Source organism: Synechococcus sp. KORDI-49, from assembly GCF_000737575.1.
Lineage (GTDB): Bacteria > Cyanobacteriota > Cyanobacteriia > PCC-6307 > Cyanobiaceae > Parasynechococcus.
Genome location: NZ_CP006270.1, coordinates 1,365,776 through 1,378,680 on the forward strand (window position 1 = coordinate 1,365,776; position 12,905 = coordinate 1,378,680).

The following is a 12,905-nucleotide window of genomic DNA, read 5'->3' on the forward strand; positions in this document are numbered from 1 at the left end:
TCATCGATCGATCCGTGGCTCCCATGACGCAGCTGGAAACGCGCACGGAGCCGATGGTGGTGAACTTCGGGCCTCACCACCCCTCCATGCATGGGGTGTTGAGGCTGGTGGTGACCCTCGATGGTGAGGATGTGGTGGATTGCGAACCGGTGATCGGCTACCTCCACCGGGGCATGGAGAAGATCGCCGAGAACCGCACGAACGTGATGTTCGTGCCCTACGTGAGCCGCATGGACTACGCGGCCGGCATGTTTTACGAGGCGGTGGTGGTCAACGCTCCGGAAAAGCTGGCGGACATCCCGGTGCCGAAGCGTGCCAGCTACATCCGCGTGCTGATGCTGGAGCTGAACCGCATCGCCAACCACCTGCTCTGGCTTGGACCCTTCCTGGCGGACGTGGGAGCCCAGACGCCCTTCTTCTATATCTTCCGGGAGCGGGAGATGATCTACGACCTCTGGGAAGCGGCCACCGGTCAGCGCCTGATCAACAACAACTACTTCCGGATCGGCGGTGTCGCAGCCGATCTCCCCTGGGGATGGCTGGAGAAGTGTCGCGATTTCTGCGACTGGTTCGCTCCGAAGATCGACGAATACGAAAAACTCATCACCAACAACCCGATCTTCCGACGCCGCATCGAAGGGCTCGGCACGATCGAGGAGCAGGACGCCATCAACTGGAGCCTGTCCGGCCCGATGCTGAGGGCCTCCGGTGTGCCCTGGGACCTCCGCAAGGTGGACCACTACGAGTGCTACGACGATTTCGACTGGCAGGTGGCTTGGGAGAAGGAAGGTGATTGCTACGCGCGCTACCGCGTGAGAATCGAGGAGATGCGCCAGTCCCTCAAGATCCTGCGTCAGGCCTGCGACATGATCCCCGGTGGTCCCACCGAGAATCTCGAGGCGCGACGACTCAACGAAGGCAAGGGGAGCGAGGCCGCAGGCTTCGATTACCAGTACGTCGCCAAGAAAGTTGCGCCCACCTTCAAGATCCCTGACGGTGAGCTGTACACCCGTCTGGAATCAGGAAAAGGGGAGATCGGCATCTTCATCCAGGGCAACAACGATGTCACGCCCTGGCGTTTCAAGATCCGAGCCGCTGACAGCAACAATCTTCAGATCCTTCCCCACATCCTCAAGGGACACAAGGTGGCCGACATCATGGCCATCCTTGGTTCCATCGACGTGATCATGGGGTCCGTGGATCGCTGAGTCCTCTGGACATCCCGCCCTGGCTGACCCTGGAACGGACGGTTCGCTTCGGCGACACCGATGCTGCTGGTGTGATGCATTTTCACCAGCTGCTGCGTTGGTGTCATGAAAGCTGGGAGGAGAGCCTGCAGTCCTTCGGTGTGCAGCCAACGGACGTGTTTCCCGGCTGCCGCGGCCAGCACAGCTTCCCCGATGTGGCCCTGCCGGTGGTGCACTGCAGCACCGATTTCCTCGGACCGGTCCACGCAGGCGATGGTCTGGTGGTGACGCTCGAGCCCAGGCGACTGGATCCCGGCAGTTTCGAGGTGAGCAGCAACTTTCTGCATGCCGGCTCCAGCGTGGCCCGCGGCCTGCTCCGCCATGTCGCGATCAAGGCGACGACCCGCCGGCGCTGCAACCTGCCGGAGGGCGTCGACCGCTGGCTGGAGGCCTCAGGCCTCGGCCGCATCAACCCGCTCTAGCCAACGCCGCCAGTGATCACGGCGCCATTTGCCCGCATCACTGACCGCCAGGTCCGCACAGAGCACCCAGCGTCTTGGGCGTTCCGCGGCCATCCAATCAACCGTGACCGCCTGCAGAGAGGCCAGCAGGTCCACCTCGGAGCAGCCCGCCTGCGGCCGGATCAGCGCCACCAGCCTCGCCCCCCACTCACCGTCGTCGACGCCCAGCAGCAGCACTGCCGCAAGCGGCAGACGCTGCCTGCGGGCCGCCTCCATCAGACGTTGCTCGAGCTGCTCGGGGAACACCGTCTCGCCGCCGGACTGAACGGCTGAATCGAGCCGTCCGATCAGCTGCACCCCCCCCTCTCCGAGGACGGCCCTGTCGCCGGAACTCCACCAGCCGTCGGCATCGGCCAGCGGGGCGATCCGATCCGGTTGATCAGGGCACCAGCAGCCCCAGGCAAGACGGTCCGTTCTGACCTGCAGGCCGCCGGCTTCCGTGAGACGCAGATCCACATCCGGGAGCGGATCACCGCAGCCCGCTGCACCGGCAAGGAAGCGATCCGGGGGAAGCGCCGCCACCATCGCGGCCGTCTCCGTGGCGCCGTAACAGGGGGCCAGCCGGATGCCCCGCTCCCTGGCCCGCGCGGCCAGAGTTGCCGGCAGCGCAGCGCCGCCCACCCAGATCACAGCAAAGCCCTGCAGCCAGGCCTCTGCGGCTGGTTGCCCCATCAGCCTGGCGAGCTGGGTCGGCACCAGCGAGAGCAGCCGCACACGCCCCTGCCAGTCCGGCAGGTCGCTGCAATGACGCACCAACGCTTCGGGGCGCTTCATCAGATCGGGAGCCAGCGGAGCGTGCGGACTTCCCCAGCAGTGGCTGCGCCACCAGGGCATCAACCCGCTGACGTGATGCATCGGCAGGGGATTGAGCGTCAGACAGGCCGCCGGATCAATGCCGATGCTCCGCAGCCAATCCGCCGTGGCGGCAGCGGAGCGATCCAGGTGCGCCGCCGGCTGCAGGCAGAGGCGCCGTCCACCGGTGCTGCCCCCGCTGCCGATCACCACTCCGGGCCCCTTCGGCAACAATCGCTCCGGGACTGGCGGGTCTCCCAGCTGCAGCCATTCGGACTCCCCGGGACGGCTGAGCAGAGCAGAGGCCTCCATCAGGTCGCCGCCTCCCACACCACCTGCGGGTCATCGCAGAACAGCGGGCCGGCAGGACACCAGCCTGGAGCCAGCCCCGGGGCCGCCGGGGTCGGACCCTGCATCTGGAGTGCTGCCAGGTGATGCAACCAACGGCGGCCGATCCCTGTTTCAAAAGCGGTGCTCACCATCCGCTGCGGCATGCCCTCCTGCAGATCCCGCAGCAGCAGACGCGGATCACCATCCACGGCTGGGCGGCGCACCTGCCAGCCGGGCCAGGTCTCCCGCAGCCTGGGATCGCGCATCAGGGACTCGTCCAATGCCACCGGCCCCTGCTCCGCCAGCGATTCCAGTCCGTCCCGATCGTCCGGGGGCAGGGGCTGCTCCAGCCAGGCGAAGCGTGCATCTCCCACCAACGAGCGCATCCAGGCCAGCGCTGTCGTTCGGTCCCAACCGCCGTTCGCGTCCAACCGCAGACGCGCCGTCGACGGAAGGCGTTCCATCAACTGCTCAAGCCAGCGGCGCTCCAGCCCGTCTGCCTCTGCCGCGACCTTCCATTTCAGCGTCAGCGCCCGACGGCGTCCGCGCTGCTCCAGCAGACGATCCAGATGCGGCAGCATCAGGCCTCCGGCCGGCAGCAGCTCCGCCCCTTGTGGTGCCATCAGCCAGCCGCGCCTGGCGCGATCTCCAACCAGCCCATCCAGTTCCGCCAGCGCACCACCGAGGCCGAAACCGATGGCGCCGCTGAGTCGTGGCAACAGCGGCTCGAGCGTCTCCCGCGTCAGAGGGCTGGGCAGCGTCTCGAGCTCACGCCGGCAGCGGGGCAGCAGTGCCTGATCGAGCGGGGAGACCTCCCCCCAGCCGATTCGGCCACCCCTGCTCTCGAGCCGCAGCAGCCAGCCGGAACGATCCCGCAGCACCCCTGCAGCCGTGCGCAGCGGCTGAATCAGCGCAAACCGGAACGGTCGGATCTGCAGCTGAAGGTCCATGGCTTCATCAATAGAGCCTGACCGCCGAGAGGGCCAGTCCCACACTCAGACCAAGACCGTTGAGGGCCTGAAAGCGCAATGCCAGGAACTTGCTGCCGACGATCCGCTCAGGCTGGTCATGGTGCTGATGCAGCAGACGGATCAACGCCGTGGCTGCCGGCAGACCGATGCCGGCCAGCAGAACGGTCGGAGGCCACTGCCCCCGCAGGACGGGGATCCATTCCAAGGCCAGGGTGAGGGCCACGAACCATGGGACCAGAGCCGCTGCCCTGGCGCTGCCGAGACGCACCACCGGCGATCGCTTGCCGTGGGCTGCATCCTCCTCCACCTGGTGGAAATGGGAGCAGAAGAGAACGAGCGTGGTCGCCAGCGCCGGCCCCGCGCTGAGGGTCAGCGCGATGCGCCAGGGAATCGCGGCGGTTCCCTCGGGAGCCAGCACCAGCAGGGCAGCCGACGTGGCGAGGGGGCCGAAGGCCAGCCAGCAGAGGGGCTCCCCCAGACCCCGATACCCCAGGCGGAGCGGTGGCCCCTGATAGGCGTATCCGATGCCGCAGCACAGCAGCACCAGCGGCAGAACGGCAGGACTGCTGCGCAGAGCCAGCCAGCCCATCAACAGCAGGCCGAGCAGCAGTGCCGTGCTGGAGAGCAGGGCCACCCAGTCGCGACGACCTGTGAGATTGATCACCGAGTGGGGCTTCCCCCGCTCATCGATGCCGGTGTCGGCATCAAAGAGATCGTTGCTGAGGTTCTCCCAGAGCAGCAGCAGGATCGCCGCCAGCAGGAAACCAAGCAGCTGATCCCAGCGCAGGCCAAGACCGGCCCCGAGCCGCCAGCCGGCGGCCAGCAGCACCGGCATGACAGCGACCGAGTACATCGGCCATTTGATCGCTGCCATCCACAGACGACGGCGCTTGTCGTAACGGGATGCGACATCCTGAGGCTCTGGCATGGACTGGACCGCCTCGGTCCGGATGATGACCCATACATTTGAGCAGTCCCCCTGCACAGCCTTCGCCGCGGATGCCGGCTGACTCACGCTTCTATGACCTGCTGAGTGCTGCCGAGTCCGGATGGAGGGACCGGAGCGGCGACGATGGCCTGCTCAGCCTGGCGCTGCCTCTCGACGGCATTGACCCCATGTGGGCGCTGACGGGGCTGGCCGGCGAGCAGACCTTCCGGATGCTGTGGGACTGTGCACCGGGGCTGAGTCTGGCGGCAGCTGGGCGTTGCCAGCAGCTGGAGTTGGCGGGAAGCCGCCGCTTCGAACTGGCCCAGCGCTTCTCCGATCTGACGCTGGGGCGGCTGGTGGATGGTCGGCCCGACTGCCCGCCCCAGGCCAGACCGCGGGTGCTGCTCAGCTTCAGCTTCTTCGATCAGACCACCGGACATCAGCAGGACCCGATGACGGTGCCCTCGGTCCAGGCGGTACTGCCCTGCTGGCAACTGAGCCGCCAGGGACGCCGCGGCTGGCTGCGCATCAACGGCGTCGTCACCGATGCCGCCGATGCCCGTCATCTGGCCGAACGGCTCTGGCTGAAGGCAACGGATCTGGAGGAGTCCCGGCCAGCCGAGCCCGTGGACAAGGCCGAACCTCTCTGGAGCCGGCATGCCGCACTGCCCTGGCAGGACCAGTACAGCGGTGCACTCCACCGTGCCCTTGAGCTGGTCAACGGCGGCGATCTGCACAAGCTGGTGCTGGCGGTGCGCCAGTCGATCGATCTGACGCAGCCCTTCGATCCGCTACCTCTGCTGAGCCGCCTGAGGCGGCAGCAGGCGGGCAGCTGCCGGTTTCTGTGGCAGCGGGAAGCCGGGAATGTGTTCTTTGGAGCCTCACCGGAGCGGTTGCTGAGTCTTCGGGGAGGCTGCCTGCGCAGCGATGCCCTGGCCGGCACCGCCGGTCATGGCGATGACGGTCAACAGCTGCTGCAGTCCGACAAGGACCGCAGAGAACATGAACTGGTGGTGGAGACGATCACCGATCAACTGCGCCAGGCGGGCCTGACGCCATGGCGACGGCGTCAGCCTCAGCTGGCACGCCATGGCCGCCTCACCCATCTGCACACACCGATCACGGCGGAGACCGGCGGCCTCTCCGCTCTGGCGCTGGCGGACCAGCTCCACCCGACACCTGCTGTGGCGGGTCTGCCGCGTCGGGAGGCCATGGCCTGGCTTCGGACCCTGGAACCGTTCGAACGGGGGGGCTACGCCGCTCCGTTCGGCTGGATCGACAGCGCCGGAGATGCCGAGCTGCGTGTGGCCATCCGCTGCGGCCATGCCCGCGGCCAGCGTCTGGATCTCACCGCCGGTGCCGGTTTGGTGCGGGGATCGATCGCTGAGCGGGAACTCCAGGAAGTGGGTCTGAAGCTGGCCGTCCTCGCCGACCAGCTCGACTGGAGCTCCGACGCTCAGAGCAGTCCACGCAGCCGCTCGATCACCTGATCCGCAAGCGGCTGCTGCATCAGCCGTTCCACCTCGCGGATGCCCGTCGGGCTGGTGACATTGATCTCGCTCAACATGCCGTCAATGACATCGATGCCCACGAAGAAGAGACCTTCCGAGCGCAGGGATGGCGTCAACGCCTCGCAGATGCGACGTTCCCGCTCGCTCAGGACCGTCGCCTCGGCCTGACCACCTACCGCCAGATTGCTGCGGAACTCTCCGGCGCTGGGACGCCGGTTCACCGCTCCAAGCGGCTCTCCGTCCACCAGCAGGATGCGCTTATCGCCCTCCATCACAGCCGGAAGAAACCGCTGTGCCATCACCGGCAGCCGCTCCTGATCGGTGACCAGATCGAGCAGGGCCTTGAGCCCGGGCGCATCGGCCGACACCCGGATCACACCAAGCCCGGCCCGACCACCGAGAGGTTTGAGAACGACCTCACCCTGCTCCTCCGCGAATCGGGTCAACTCGCTGACACGGCCGGCCACCAGCGTCGGTGCCATCCAGCGACTGAAGCGCAGAGCTCCGAGCTTCTCGTTCCAGGCGCGGAGGGCACTGGGGCGGTTGAGCACGCGCACACCGGCGCGCTCGGCCACCTCCAGAAGATGGGTGGCGTACAGGTAGGCCTCATCCACCGGCGGGTCCTTGCGCATCCAGATCACGTCGAATCCAGACAACGACTGACGCTCCGGAGATCCGACACCGATCCAGGGGTCCGGTGTCACCGGCAGCGCCACAGCCAGGGGCTCGTCCCCCCGGGCAATCAGATCCGATGGTGTGCAGGCCCAGATGTCATCGCCCGCCCGCTGGGCCGCCTGCATCAACGCCGCCGTCGAATCCTTCTCCGGACGGACCTGCTGCAGGGGATCCAGAACGAACAGCTGACGCATGGCTCAGGCGGCGAGCAGAGGATCAAGCTCGCCGGCCCGCTCCAGCGCATGCAGTTCATCGCACCCTCCGATGTGACGGTCATCGATGAAGATCTCGGGCACGCTGCGGCGGCCTCCACTGCGCTCGGCCATCGCATCGCGGGCGGCATTGTCACCGTCGATGGCGTACTCCGTGTACGACACCTGCTTGCTGTCCAGCAGATGCTTTGCCCGGATGCAGAACGGGCAGGTGCGCCACGTGTAGATCTCGACCTTGGCCATGGCTCGAATGACACCGATCTCCGGACTCTATGAAGCGAAGGCGCTGGTAGCGTCGATCCCTGATCAAGGACCCGTCCTTGCTGGACCTCACCGACTTCAAGCGCGATCTCTCCGAGCTCACTGACCGCCTGGGCCATGCCCAGGACTGTCTTTGACGTCCCCGCACTGAACGCCAGGCAGAGAGATCTCGAGCAGCTGGCTGCCCAGCCCGACTTCTGGGATGACCAGCAGAACGCCCAGAAGCAGATGCGCAACCTCGACGAGGTGAAAGCACAGCTGCAGCAACTGCAGAACTGGCGCGCGTCGATCGAGGACGCTCAGGCCACTCTTGAGCTGTACGACCTTGAGCCCGACGACGACATGCTCGCGGAGGCCCAGCAGGGCCTGGACGGTCTTCGCCTGGGCCTGGACCGCTGGGAGCTGGAGCGCCTGCTCAGTGGTGACTACGACAAGGAGGGCGCTGTTCTCACCATCAATGCCGGCGCCGGTGGCACCGATGCCCAGGACTGGGCTCAGATGCTGCTGCGCATGTACACCCGCTGGGCCGAGGACCACGGCATGAAGGTGACCGTGGACGAACTCTCCGAGGGTGAGGAAGCGGGCATCAAGAGCTGCACGATCGAAGTGGAAGGGCGCTACGCCTACGGCTATCTGCGCAACGAGAAAGGCACCCATCGCCTGGTGCGCATCTCACCGTTCAACGCCAACGACAAGCGCCAGACCAGCTTCGCCGGCATCGAGGTGATGCCCAAGATCGACGAGGAGGTCGACATCGACATCCCCGAAAAGGATCTGGAGGTCACCACCAGTCGTTCCGGCGGCGCCGGCGGGCAGAACGTGAACAAGGTGGAAACGGCGGTTCGGATCCTGCACATCCCCACCGGCCTGGCGGTGCGCTGCACCCAGGAACGCTCCCAGCTCCAGAACAAGGAGAAGGCGATGGCGCTGCTCAAGGCCAAGCTGCTGGTGATCGCCCAGGAGCAGCGAGCCGCTGAGATCGCCGACATCCGTGGCGACATCGTGGAAGCGGCCTGGGGCAACCAGATCCGCAACTACGTGTTCCATCCGTATCAGATGGTCAAAGACCTGCGCACCAGTGAGGAGACCAACGATGTGCAGGGTGTGATGGATGGCGCACTCGACCCCTTCATCGATGCCTCCCTGCGGCAGGGTGTTGACCGTCCCGGCGACGATGCCGACAGCTGAATCCGATGGCCACGGAAACCTCGTCACCCCCCAGCTTCACCAAACAGGCGATGCGCAACATGGTGCGCAAGGGTCGTCAGAGCCTGGTGCATTTCGGCCTCACCGCCTTTGGATTCCTCGGGTTCATCGTTCTGGTGGCCTGGCTGGGGCGTCCGACCCTGCCGCACTGACCGGAAGCCAGCCGTGATCTCCCTCGACCTGGCCCTGGATCTCGGACCAGGCCTTCAGACGGGCCTGATTCCCTGGCCTGAACAACTGATCAGCTGGATCGAAGCGGTCCGAACCGATGCCCAGCTGACCTGCCCGGCACCGGTGCGCACCGCCGAGGAGGTGAGCCTCGGGCTGCGCTTCACCGATGACAGCACCATCGCCGGACTGAACGAGCACTGGCGGGATCGGGCGGAAAGCACCGATGTGCTCTCCTTCGCAGCGCTGGATCCCAGCGACGGCTGGCCCAACACCCCCTGCCTCGAGCTCGGCGACATCGTCGTTTCCGTTGAGACGGCTGAGCGCCAGGCGGAGGAGCAGGGCCACAGCCTGGAGCGCGAACTGCGCTGGCTGGTCAGCCATGGACTGCTGCACCTGCTGGGCTGGGATCATCCGGATGATCAATCCCTGGCGGCGATGCTGGCACTGCAGGAGCATCTCCTGGACATTGGCGGTAGTGTTCAGCCCCGAGGTGAAGGCCTGGTGGTCACCGATCCCCTGCGAGATGCCCACTGACACCCCCATCCCGGTGCCTGAGGAGGTCGCTGCCATGCCTGGTACAGGACAGCGCGGTGTCCGGCGGGGATCCTGGCGCATCGCCGGAGATCTGCCGGCCAGTTTCCGATACGCAGCTCAGGGGCTGGGTTACGCCTTCGTCAGTCAGCGCAACTTCCGGATCCACGTGATCATCGGATTGGTGGTCTTCGGTCTCGGGACCTGGCTGCAGCTGGATCTGATCCGGATGGCGGTGCTGGTGCTGACGGTGGCCGCCGTGCTGGTGCTCGAACTGCTGAACACGGCGATCGAGGCCGTGGTCGACCTGGCCATCGGCCGCCGCTACCACCCGCTGGCCCGCATCGCCAAGGACTGTGCCGCCGCTTCCGTGCTGGTGGCTGCGATCAGTTCACTGCTGATCGCCCTGTTCCTGCTGCTTCCCCCCCTGCTGCTCCGTCTGGGGCTCTGATCCCCACCCCCTGAGACGATGCTGCTGGTCATCGACAACTACGACAGTTTCACCTTCAACCTCGTCCAGTACCTGGGGGAGCTCGCTCCGCAGCACCCGATCGCAGCTGACCTGAGGGTGCACCGCAATGACGAACTCGATCTAACGGCGATCCGAGAGCTCATGCCCGACGCGATCCTGCTGTCCCCAGGCCCGGGGGATCCGGACCAGTCCGGCGTCTGCCTCGAGATTCTCAGGGAGCTGTCGCCAACGACTCCGACCCTTGGGGTCTGTCTTGGTCACCAGGCCATCGCCCAGGTGCACGGCGGGCGCGTGGTCCGTGCCGTCGAACAGATGCACGGCAAGACGTCCGCCGTTCTGCACCGGGGTGAAGGCGTCTTCGCCGGGCTGCCTCAGCCCCTCACCGCCACCCGCTATCACTCACTGATCGCTGAGCGGGACAGTCTTCCCGAATGCCTTGAAGTGACGGCCTGGCTCGAAGACGGAACGATCATGGGGCTGCGGCATCGGAACCACCCTCACCTGCAGGGCGTGCAGTTCCATCCCGAAAGTGTGCTCACGGAGGCCGGCCATCAGCTGCTGGCCAATTTCCTGCGGGAGGCCGAGGGGCATCGCTGTTAACGTCCTTGGCCACATGTCGTTCCCGATGCCCGTGCTGCGCACCACCCTGATGGCTGCAACCGGACTGGCTCTGGGGCTTCAGGCTTCAGCTCTTGCCGGTACCGGCGTCACCATCAGCAGTTATGGACAGCGGGCGCTGCTGATCCGAGGAGGAGGGCAGTCTGTGCTGCTGAATCCCTATCGGGCGGTTGGCTGCGCTGCGGGCCTCGGAGAACCACGGGTCAACGCCGGGGTGATTCTGGCCAGTTCCGAACTGGCTGATGAAGGGGCCCGTGGGGTTGCCAGCGGCCGGTTTCTGGTGGCGCCGGGCTCCTATCGCGTCGGCGGGCTGGTGCTGGAGGGCTTCGCCAGCCCCCACGACCGCATCGATGGTCGCCGCTTCGGCGATTCCACCATCTGGCGCTGGCAGCAGGGAGGACTCAACTTTGCCCATCTCGGTGCCACGGCAGGTCCACTCAGCGGGGCCGACCGGGTGTTGCTGGGCCGGCCGGATGTGCTGATCATCGGCGTGGGCGGCGGCAGCAAGATCTTCAACGCTGAAGAAGCCACCGCAGTGGTGAAGCAGTTGAACCCCAAGCGCGTGATTCCGGTGCAGTACGTCAACGGCGACGCCCCTGAAGGCTGTGATCAAGGGGGTGTGCAGCCATTCCTCGATGCCATGGGCGGAACCGCAGTGCGCCGTGTCGGCCAGTCGCAGACCCTGCCGGGCAGCCTCGACGACACCACCGTGATCACGGTGATGCAGTAGCTGGAGCCACTCAAACCGACCAAACTGGTCCTTGAGAGATGTATCCCAACTCGGCAAATCCAACTGCATCTGCCTCTAACTCTGAATACCCATAAGCACCAGTGTTGGGATTGAAATATCCAACGAATTGAACATCCCCTTCCATCGGTGGCAGTGCCCGAAAGGCTTTATCAGAATCTGAATACCCACCGGCCTTCATGATGTCCTTCGCCCGTTGTTTTCCACGCACGATCCGGCTCGTTCCAGTGGCATCGTGGGTCATGGAATAATAGTTTCGACCGCCATCCTTTTTGGACACATTGAAAAAAGAGCTGGGCATCGACACATAACCAGCATCTTCCTCAGAAAGCAAGGCGATCGTCTCACCCAAACTCTTGGAATAGTGGGTGTCAAACGTGGCGATCGAATCAGCTCGCGTGACCACTTTCTGACCAGTAATCACATCAGCTCGACTGGAAAGCCTTAGGTTCTTAGTCCTGTTCTTCGACTGATCATCGCCAAGAAAGCTCAACCGGGCTCCACCGTATTCATAGGCAGATCCAATGATCTGTCCGTAAGGATCTCCGGCGCCAGTTGCGGTGATCCAGAGTTGATACCCCGTTGCGTTAGCGATGCCGCCATGGGCCCGAAATCCAACAGGCAGCTGCTGAAGATCTTCCGAGAGATGGGGGATATCCAATGCACCAGCAATGGTGTCGGTATACTCGACAACGTTTCCACCCATGTCGTAAGCAAGCCAGGGAGATGGACTATCGGAGCCGCCAACATCCGTAACATTTGCGTTCCCATAGGTCTGACCCGCTGGCGCATACCAAGGCTGCCAGAAAACACCAAAATCATAATTGGAATAGCCCTGATTACTCTTTACAATTGATTCAAGATCTTCAGTCTGAACTTCACCTGTATCGCTGACATTCACTCGAGCAAAAGAGCTGTCAGCAGCTTCCCCCTTTGCTAGATCCTGACTTTTACCTTCCTGAGTAAACAGGGGAATCGGGGCCTCGTTGCTAACGGTTGGAAAATAGAAGTAGTTCGTTCCGTTTCCCGTCTCCTCGCCCGCATAATAAGCAGCCTTGATCCACTCATCCTGGGAAGGGAAAAACAGACCATCGACATTCTGACGGGCCAGAAATGCATAATTCGAATCACTCAAATCATAAGAACCAGTATCAATCGTCTCGGAAAACTTATAATAACGATCTGTCACGTCAACATCAAATCCGAGAGGACTCTTTCGCTTGGACTGCTTATGCCCTACCGCTTCTCCATTAACAAGAGAATTGATAAAATACGCGAATTGAAATCCGTTGATCATCATCACCGGCTTATCCGCCCACACCGGATCAGCCACGGCATAATGCTGGCCATCATCAGCGTGATCTACATATAAAATCTGGCCCTGAAAGTGGTTCACCAAGGGGTTATTTTTTTCATTCCAAAGCTTAACCTTGGTCCACGGCTGCTTTGGATTCTCACCCTTAGAATCGACAGCATTGAGAAACGCGCAATACTGAGCTGCAGTAATTTCAAACTGACCAATATCATACTCATAGGGAACACCTCCAACGACCTGGTAGTTGAAGAGAAGCTCCGACGTTGTATCTATAGCAATGGGTGCCACTGCTGGTGGATTCACGGGATGGGCCGGAATGGTCTGCTCAGACGGAGGTATGAAACCGCGAATCGCAACCCCTTCATTACCCGCTTGATCAACGCTCGCAAAACTAAGCTTGATGTCGTAGTTCTTTTTTCCCTGACCCCTCAAGCGTCGCTTTGTCTGGTTGCTCAT

15 protein-coding genes are annotated in these 12,905 nt (G+C 63.8%); 9 read left to right on the forward strand and 6 right to left on the reverse strand.

Annotated elements, in window-relative coordinates; translation table 11 throughout:
* Positions 1-23: 23 nt before the first annotated feature.
* Both KR49_RS07045 and KR49_RS07050 read left to right on the forward strand, forming a co-directional pair.
* Positions 24-1,208: an NAD(P)H-quinone oxidoreductase subunit H gene (locus KR49_RS07045; protein WP_043693339.1), complete on the forward strand. Its 1,185-nt coding sequence runs from the start codon at positions 24-26 to the stop codon at positions 1,206-1,208.
* 5 nt (positions 1,209-1,213) lie between these two features.
* Positions 1,214-1,669 carry a thioesterase family protein gene (locus KR49_RS07050; protein ID WP_043693342.1) on the forward strand — a complete coding sequence of 152 codons (456 nt, stop codon included), beginning with the start codon at positions 1,214-1,216 and terminating at the stop codon, positions 1,667-1,669.
* Here the strand turns inward: KR49_RS07050 and KR49_RS07055 are convergent.
* From KR49_RS07055 to menA, 3 genes are read right to left on the reverse strand one after another with little or no spacing between them, the layout of a single operon-like run.
* Entirely contained in the window at positions 1,640-2,830 is a 1,191-nt protein-coding gene (locus KR49_RS07055) for an AMP-binding protein (protein ID WP_253912726.1), read from the reverse strand. The genes KR49_RS07050 and KR49_RS07055 overlap by 30 nt on opposite strands.
* Entirely contained in the window at positions 2,812-3,780 is a 969-nt protein-coding gene (locus tag KR49_RS07060; RefSeq protein WP_043693345.1) for an o-succinylbenzoate synthase, read from the reverse strand. The genes KR49_RS07055 and KR49_RS07060 overlap by 19 nt, the downstream gene beginning before the upstream one ends.
* A 7-nt stretch (positions 3,781-3,787) precedes the next feature.
* Positions 3,788-4,729 (reverse strand): 2-carboxy-1,4-naphthoquinone phytyltransferase, encoded by a 942-nt coding sequence (gene menA / locus KR49_RS07065; protein WP_043693349.1) that lies wholly within the window; start codon positions 4,727-4,729, stop codon positions 3,788-3,790.
* Positions 4,730-4,800: 71 nt separating this feature from the next.
* Here menA and KR49_RS07070 point away from each other — a divergent pair, with 71 nt between their 5' ends.
* Complete coding sequence (locus KR49_RS07070) at positions 4,801-6,219, forward strand: isochorismate synthase MenF (protein ID WP_043693352.1); 1,419 nt, start codon at positions 4,801-4,803, stop codon at positions 6,217-6,219.
* On the opposite strand, the gene gshB is transcribed toward KR49_RS07070, so the two are convergent.
* Together gshB and grxC are read right to left on the reverse strand one after the other, a co-directional pair.
* Positions 6,186-7,109, reverse strand: coding sequence for a glutathione synthase (gshB, locus tag KR49_RS07075; protein WP_043693356.1), 924 nt, complete (start codon positions 7,107-7,109; stop codon positions 6,186-6,188). The two genes, KR49_RS07070 and gshB, sit on opposite strands and share 34 nt — an antisense overlap.
* Before the next feature lie 3 nt (positions 7,110-7,112).
* Entirely contained in the window at positions 7,113-7,370 is a 258-nt protein-coding gene (gene grxC / locus KR49_RS07080; protein ID WP_043693359.1) for a glutaredoxin 3, read from the reverse strand.
* 77 nt (positions 7,371-7,447) lie between these two features.
* Here grxC and prfB point away from each other — a divergent pair.
* The 6 genes from prfB to KR49_RS07105 all read left to right on the forward strand — a co-directional run bounded on the left by prfB (position 7,448) and on the right by KR49_RS07105 (position 11,116).
* Positions 7,448-8,576 (forward strand): peptide chain release factor 2 gene (gene prfB, locus KR49_RS07085; protein ID WP_156957149.1). Its coding sequence is split into 2 segments (ribosomal slippage): positions 7,448-7,522 and positions 7,524-8,576, totalling 1,128 coding nucleotides; the frame shifts between segments, so codons are not numbered across the junction.
* A 5-nt stretch (positions 8,577-8,581) separates the two neighbouring features.
* Entirely contained in the window at positions 8,582-8,746 is a 165-nt protein-coding gene (locus KR49_RS13320) for a DUF3285 domain-containing protein (RefSeq protein WP_071839706.1), read from the forward strand.
* 16 nt (positions 8,747-8,762) lie between these two features.
* Positions 8,763-9,299: an rRNA maturation RNase YbeY gene (gene ybeY, locus KR49_RS07090; RefSeq protein WP_052378315.1), complete on the forward strand. Its 537-nt coding sequence runs from the start codon at positions 8,763-8,765 to the stop codon at positions 9,297-9,299.
* Between the two features lie 34 nt (positions 9,300-9,333).
* Complete coding sequence (locus KR49_RS07095) at positions 9,334-9,747, forward strand: diacylglycerol kinase family protein (RefSeq protein ID WP_253912860.1); 414 nt, start codon at positions 9,334-9,336, stop codon at positions 9,745-9,747.
* Between the two features lie 18 nt (positions 9,748-9,765).
* On the forward strand, positions 9,766-10,368 hold the full coding sequence (locus KR49_RS07100) for an aminodeoxychorismate/anthranilate synthase component II (protein WP_043693370.1): 603 nt from the start codon (positions 9,766-9,768) through the stop codon (positions 10,366-10,368).
* A gap of 25 nt (positions 10,369-10,393) precedes the next feature.
* Positions 10,394-11,116, forward strand: coding sequence for an MBL fold metallo-hydrolase (locus KR49_RS07105; protein ID WP_043697056.1), 723 nt, complete (start codon positions 10,394-10,396; stop codon positions 11,114-11,116).
* 10 nt (positions 11,117-11,126) lie between these two features.
* On the opposite strand, the gene KR49_RS07110 is transcribed toward KR49_RS07105, so the two are convergent.
* A complete protein-coding gene (locus KR49_RS07110; protein ID WP_043693373.1) occupies positions 11,127-12,905 on the reverse strand; it encodes a hypothetical protein in 1,779 nt (592 codons plus the stop codon).

What these genes read in the sequence shown, in the direction of transcription:
- KR49_RS07045 (WP_043693339.1), top strand. Translation starts at nt 24, where the DNA reads ATGACGCAGCTGGAAACGCGCACGGAGCCGATGGTGGTGAACTTCGGG.
- KR49_RS07060 (WP_043693345.1), bottom strand. Translation starts at nt 3,780, where the DNA reads ATGGACCTTCAGCTGCAGATCCGACCGTTCCGGTTTGCGCTGATTCAG.
- menA (WP_043693349.1), bottom strand. Translation starts at nt 4,729, where the DNA reads ATGCCAGAGCCTCAGGATGTCGCATCCCGTTACGACAAGCGCCGTCGT.
- KR49_RS07070 (WP_043693352.1), top strand. Translation starts at nt 4,801, where the DNA reads ATGCCGGCTGACTCACGCTTCTATGACCTGCTGAGTGCTGCCGAGTCC.
- gshB (WP_043693356.1), bottom strand. Translation starts at nt 7,109, where the DNA reads ATGCGTCAGCTGTTCGTTCTGGATCCCCTGCAGCAGGTCCGTCCGGAG.
- grxC (WP_043693359.1), bottom strand. Translation starts at nt 7,370, where the DNA reads ATGGCCAAGGTCGAGATCTACACGTGGCGCACCTGCCCGTTCTGCATC.
- KR49_RS13320 (WP_071839706.1), top strand. Translation starts at nt 8,582, where the DNA reads ATGGCCACGGAAACCTCGTCACCCCCCAGCTTCACCAAACAGGCGATG.
- KR49_RS07095 (WP_253912860.1), top strand. Translation starts at nt 9,334, where the DNA reads ATGCCTGGTACAGGACAGCGCGGTGTCCGGCGGGGATCCTGGCGCATC.
- KR49_RS07100 (WP_043693370.1), top strand. Translation starts at nt 9,766, where the DNA reads ATGCTGCTGGTCATCGACAACTACGACAGTTTCACCTTCAACCTCGTC.
- KR49_RS07105 (WP_043697056.1), top strand. Translation starts at nt 10,394, where the DNA reads ATGCCCGTGCTGCGCACCACCCTGATGGCTGCAACCGGACTGGCTCTG.
- KR49_RS07110 (WP_043693373.1), bottom strand. Translation starts at nt 12,905, where the DNA reads ATGAGCAACCAGACAAAGCGACGCTTGAGGGGTCAGGGAAAAAAGAAC.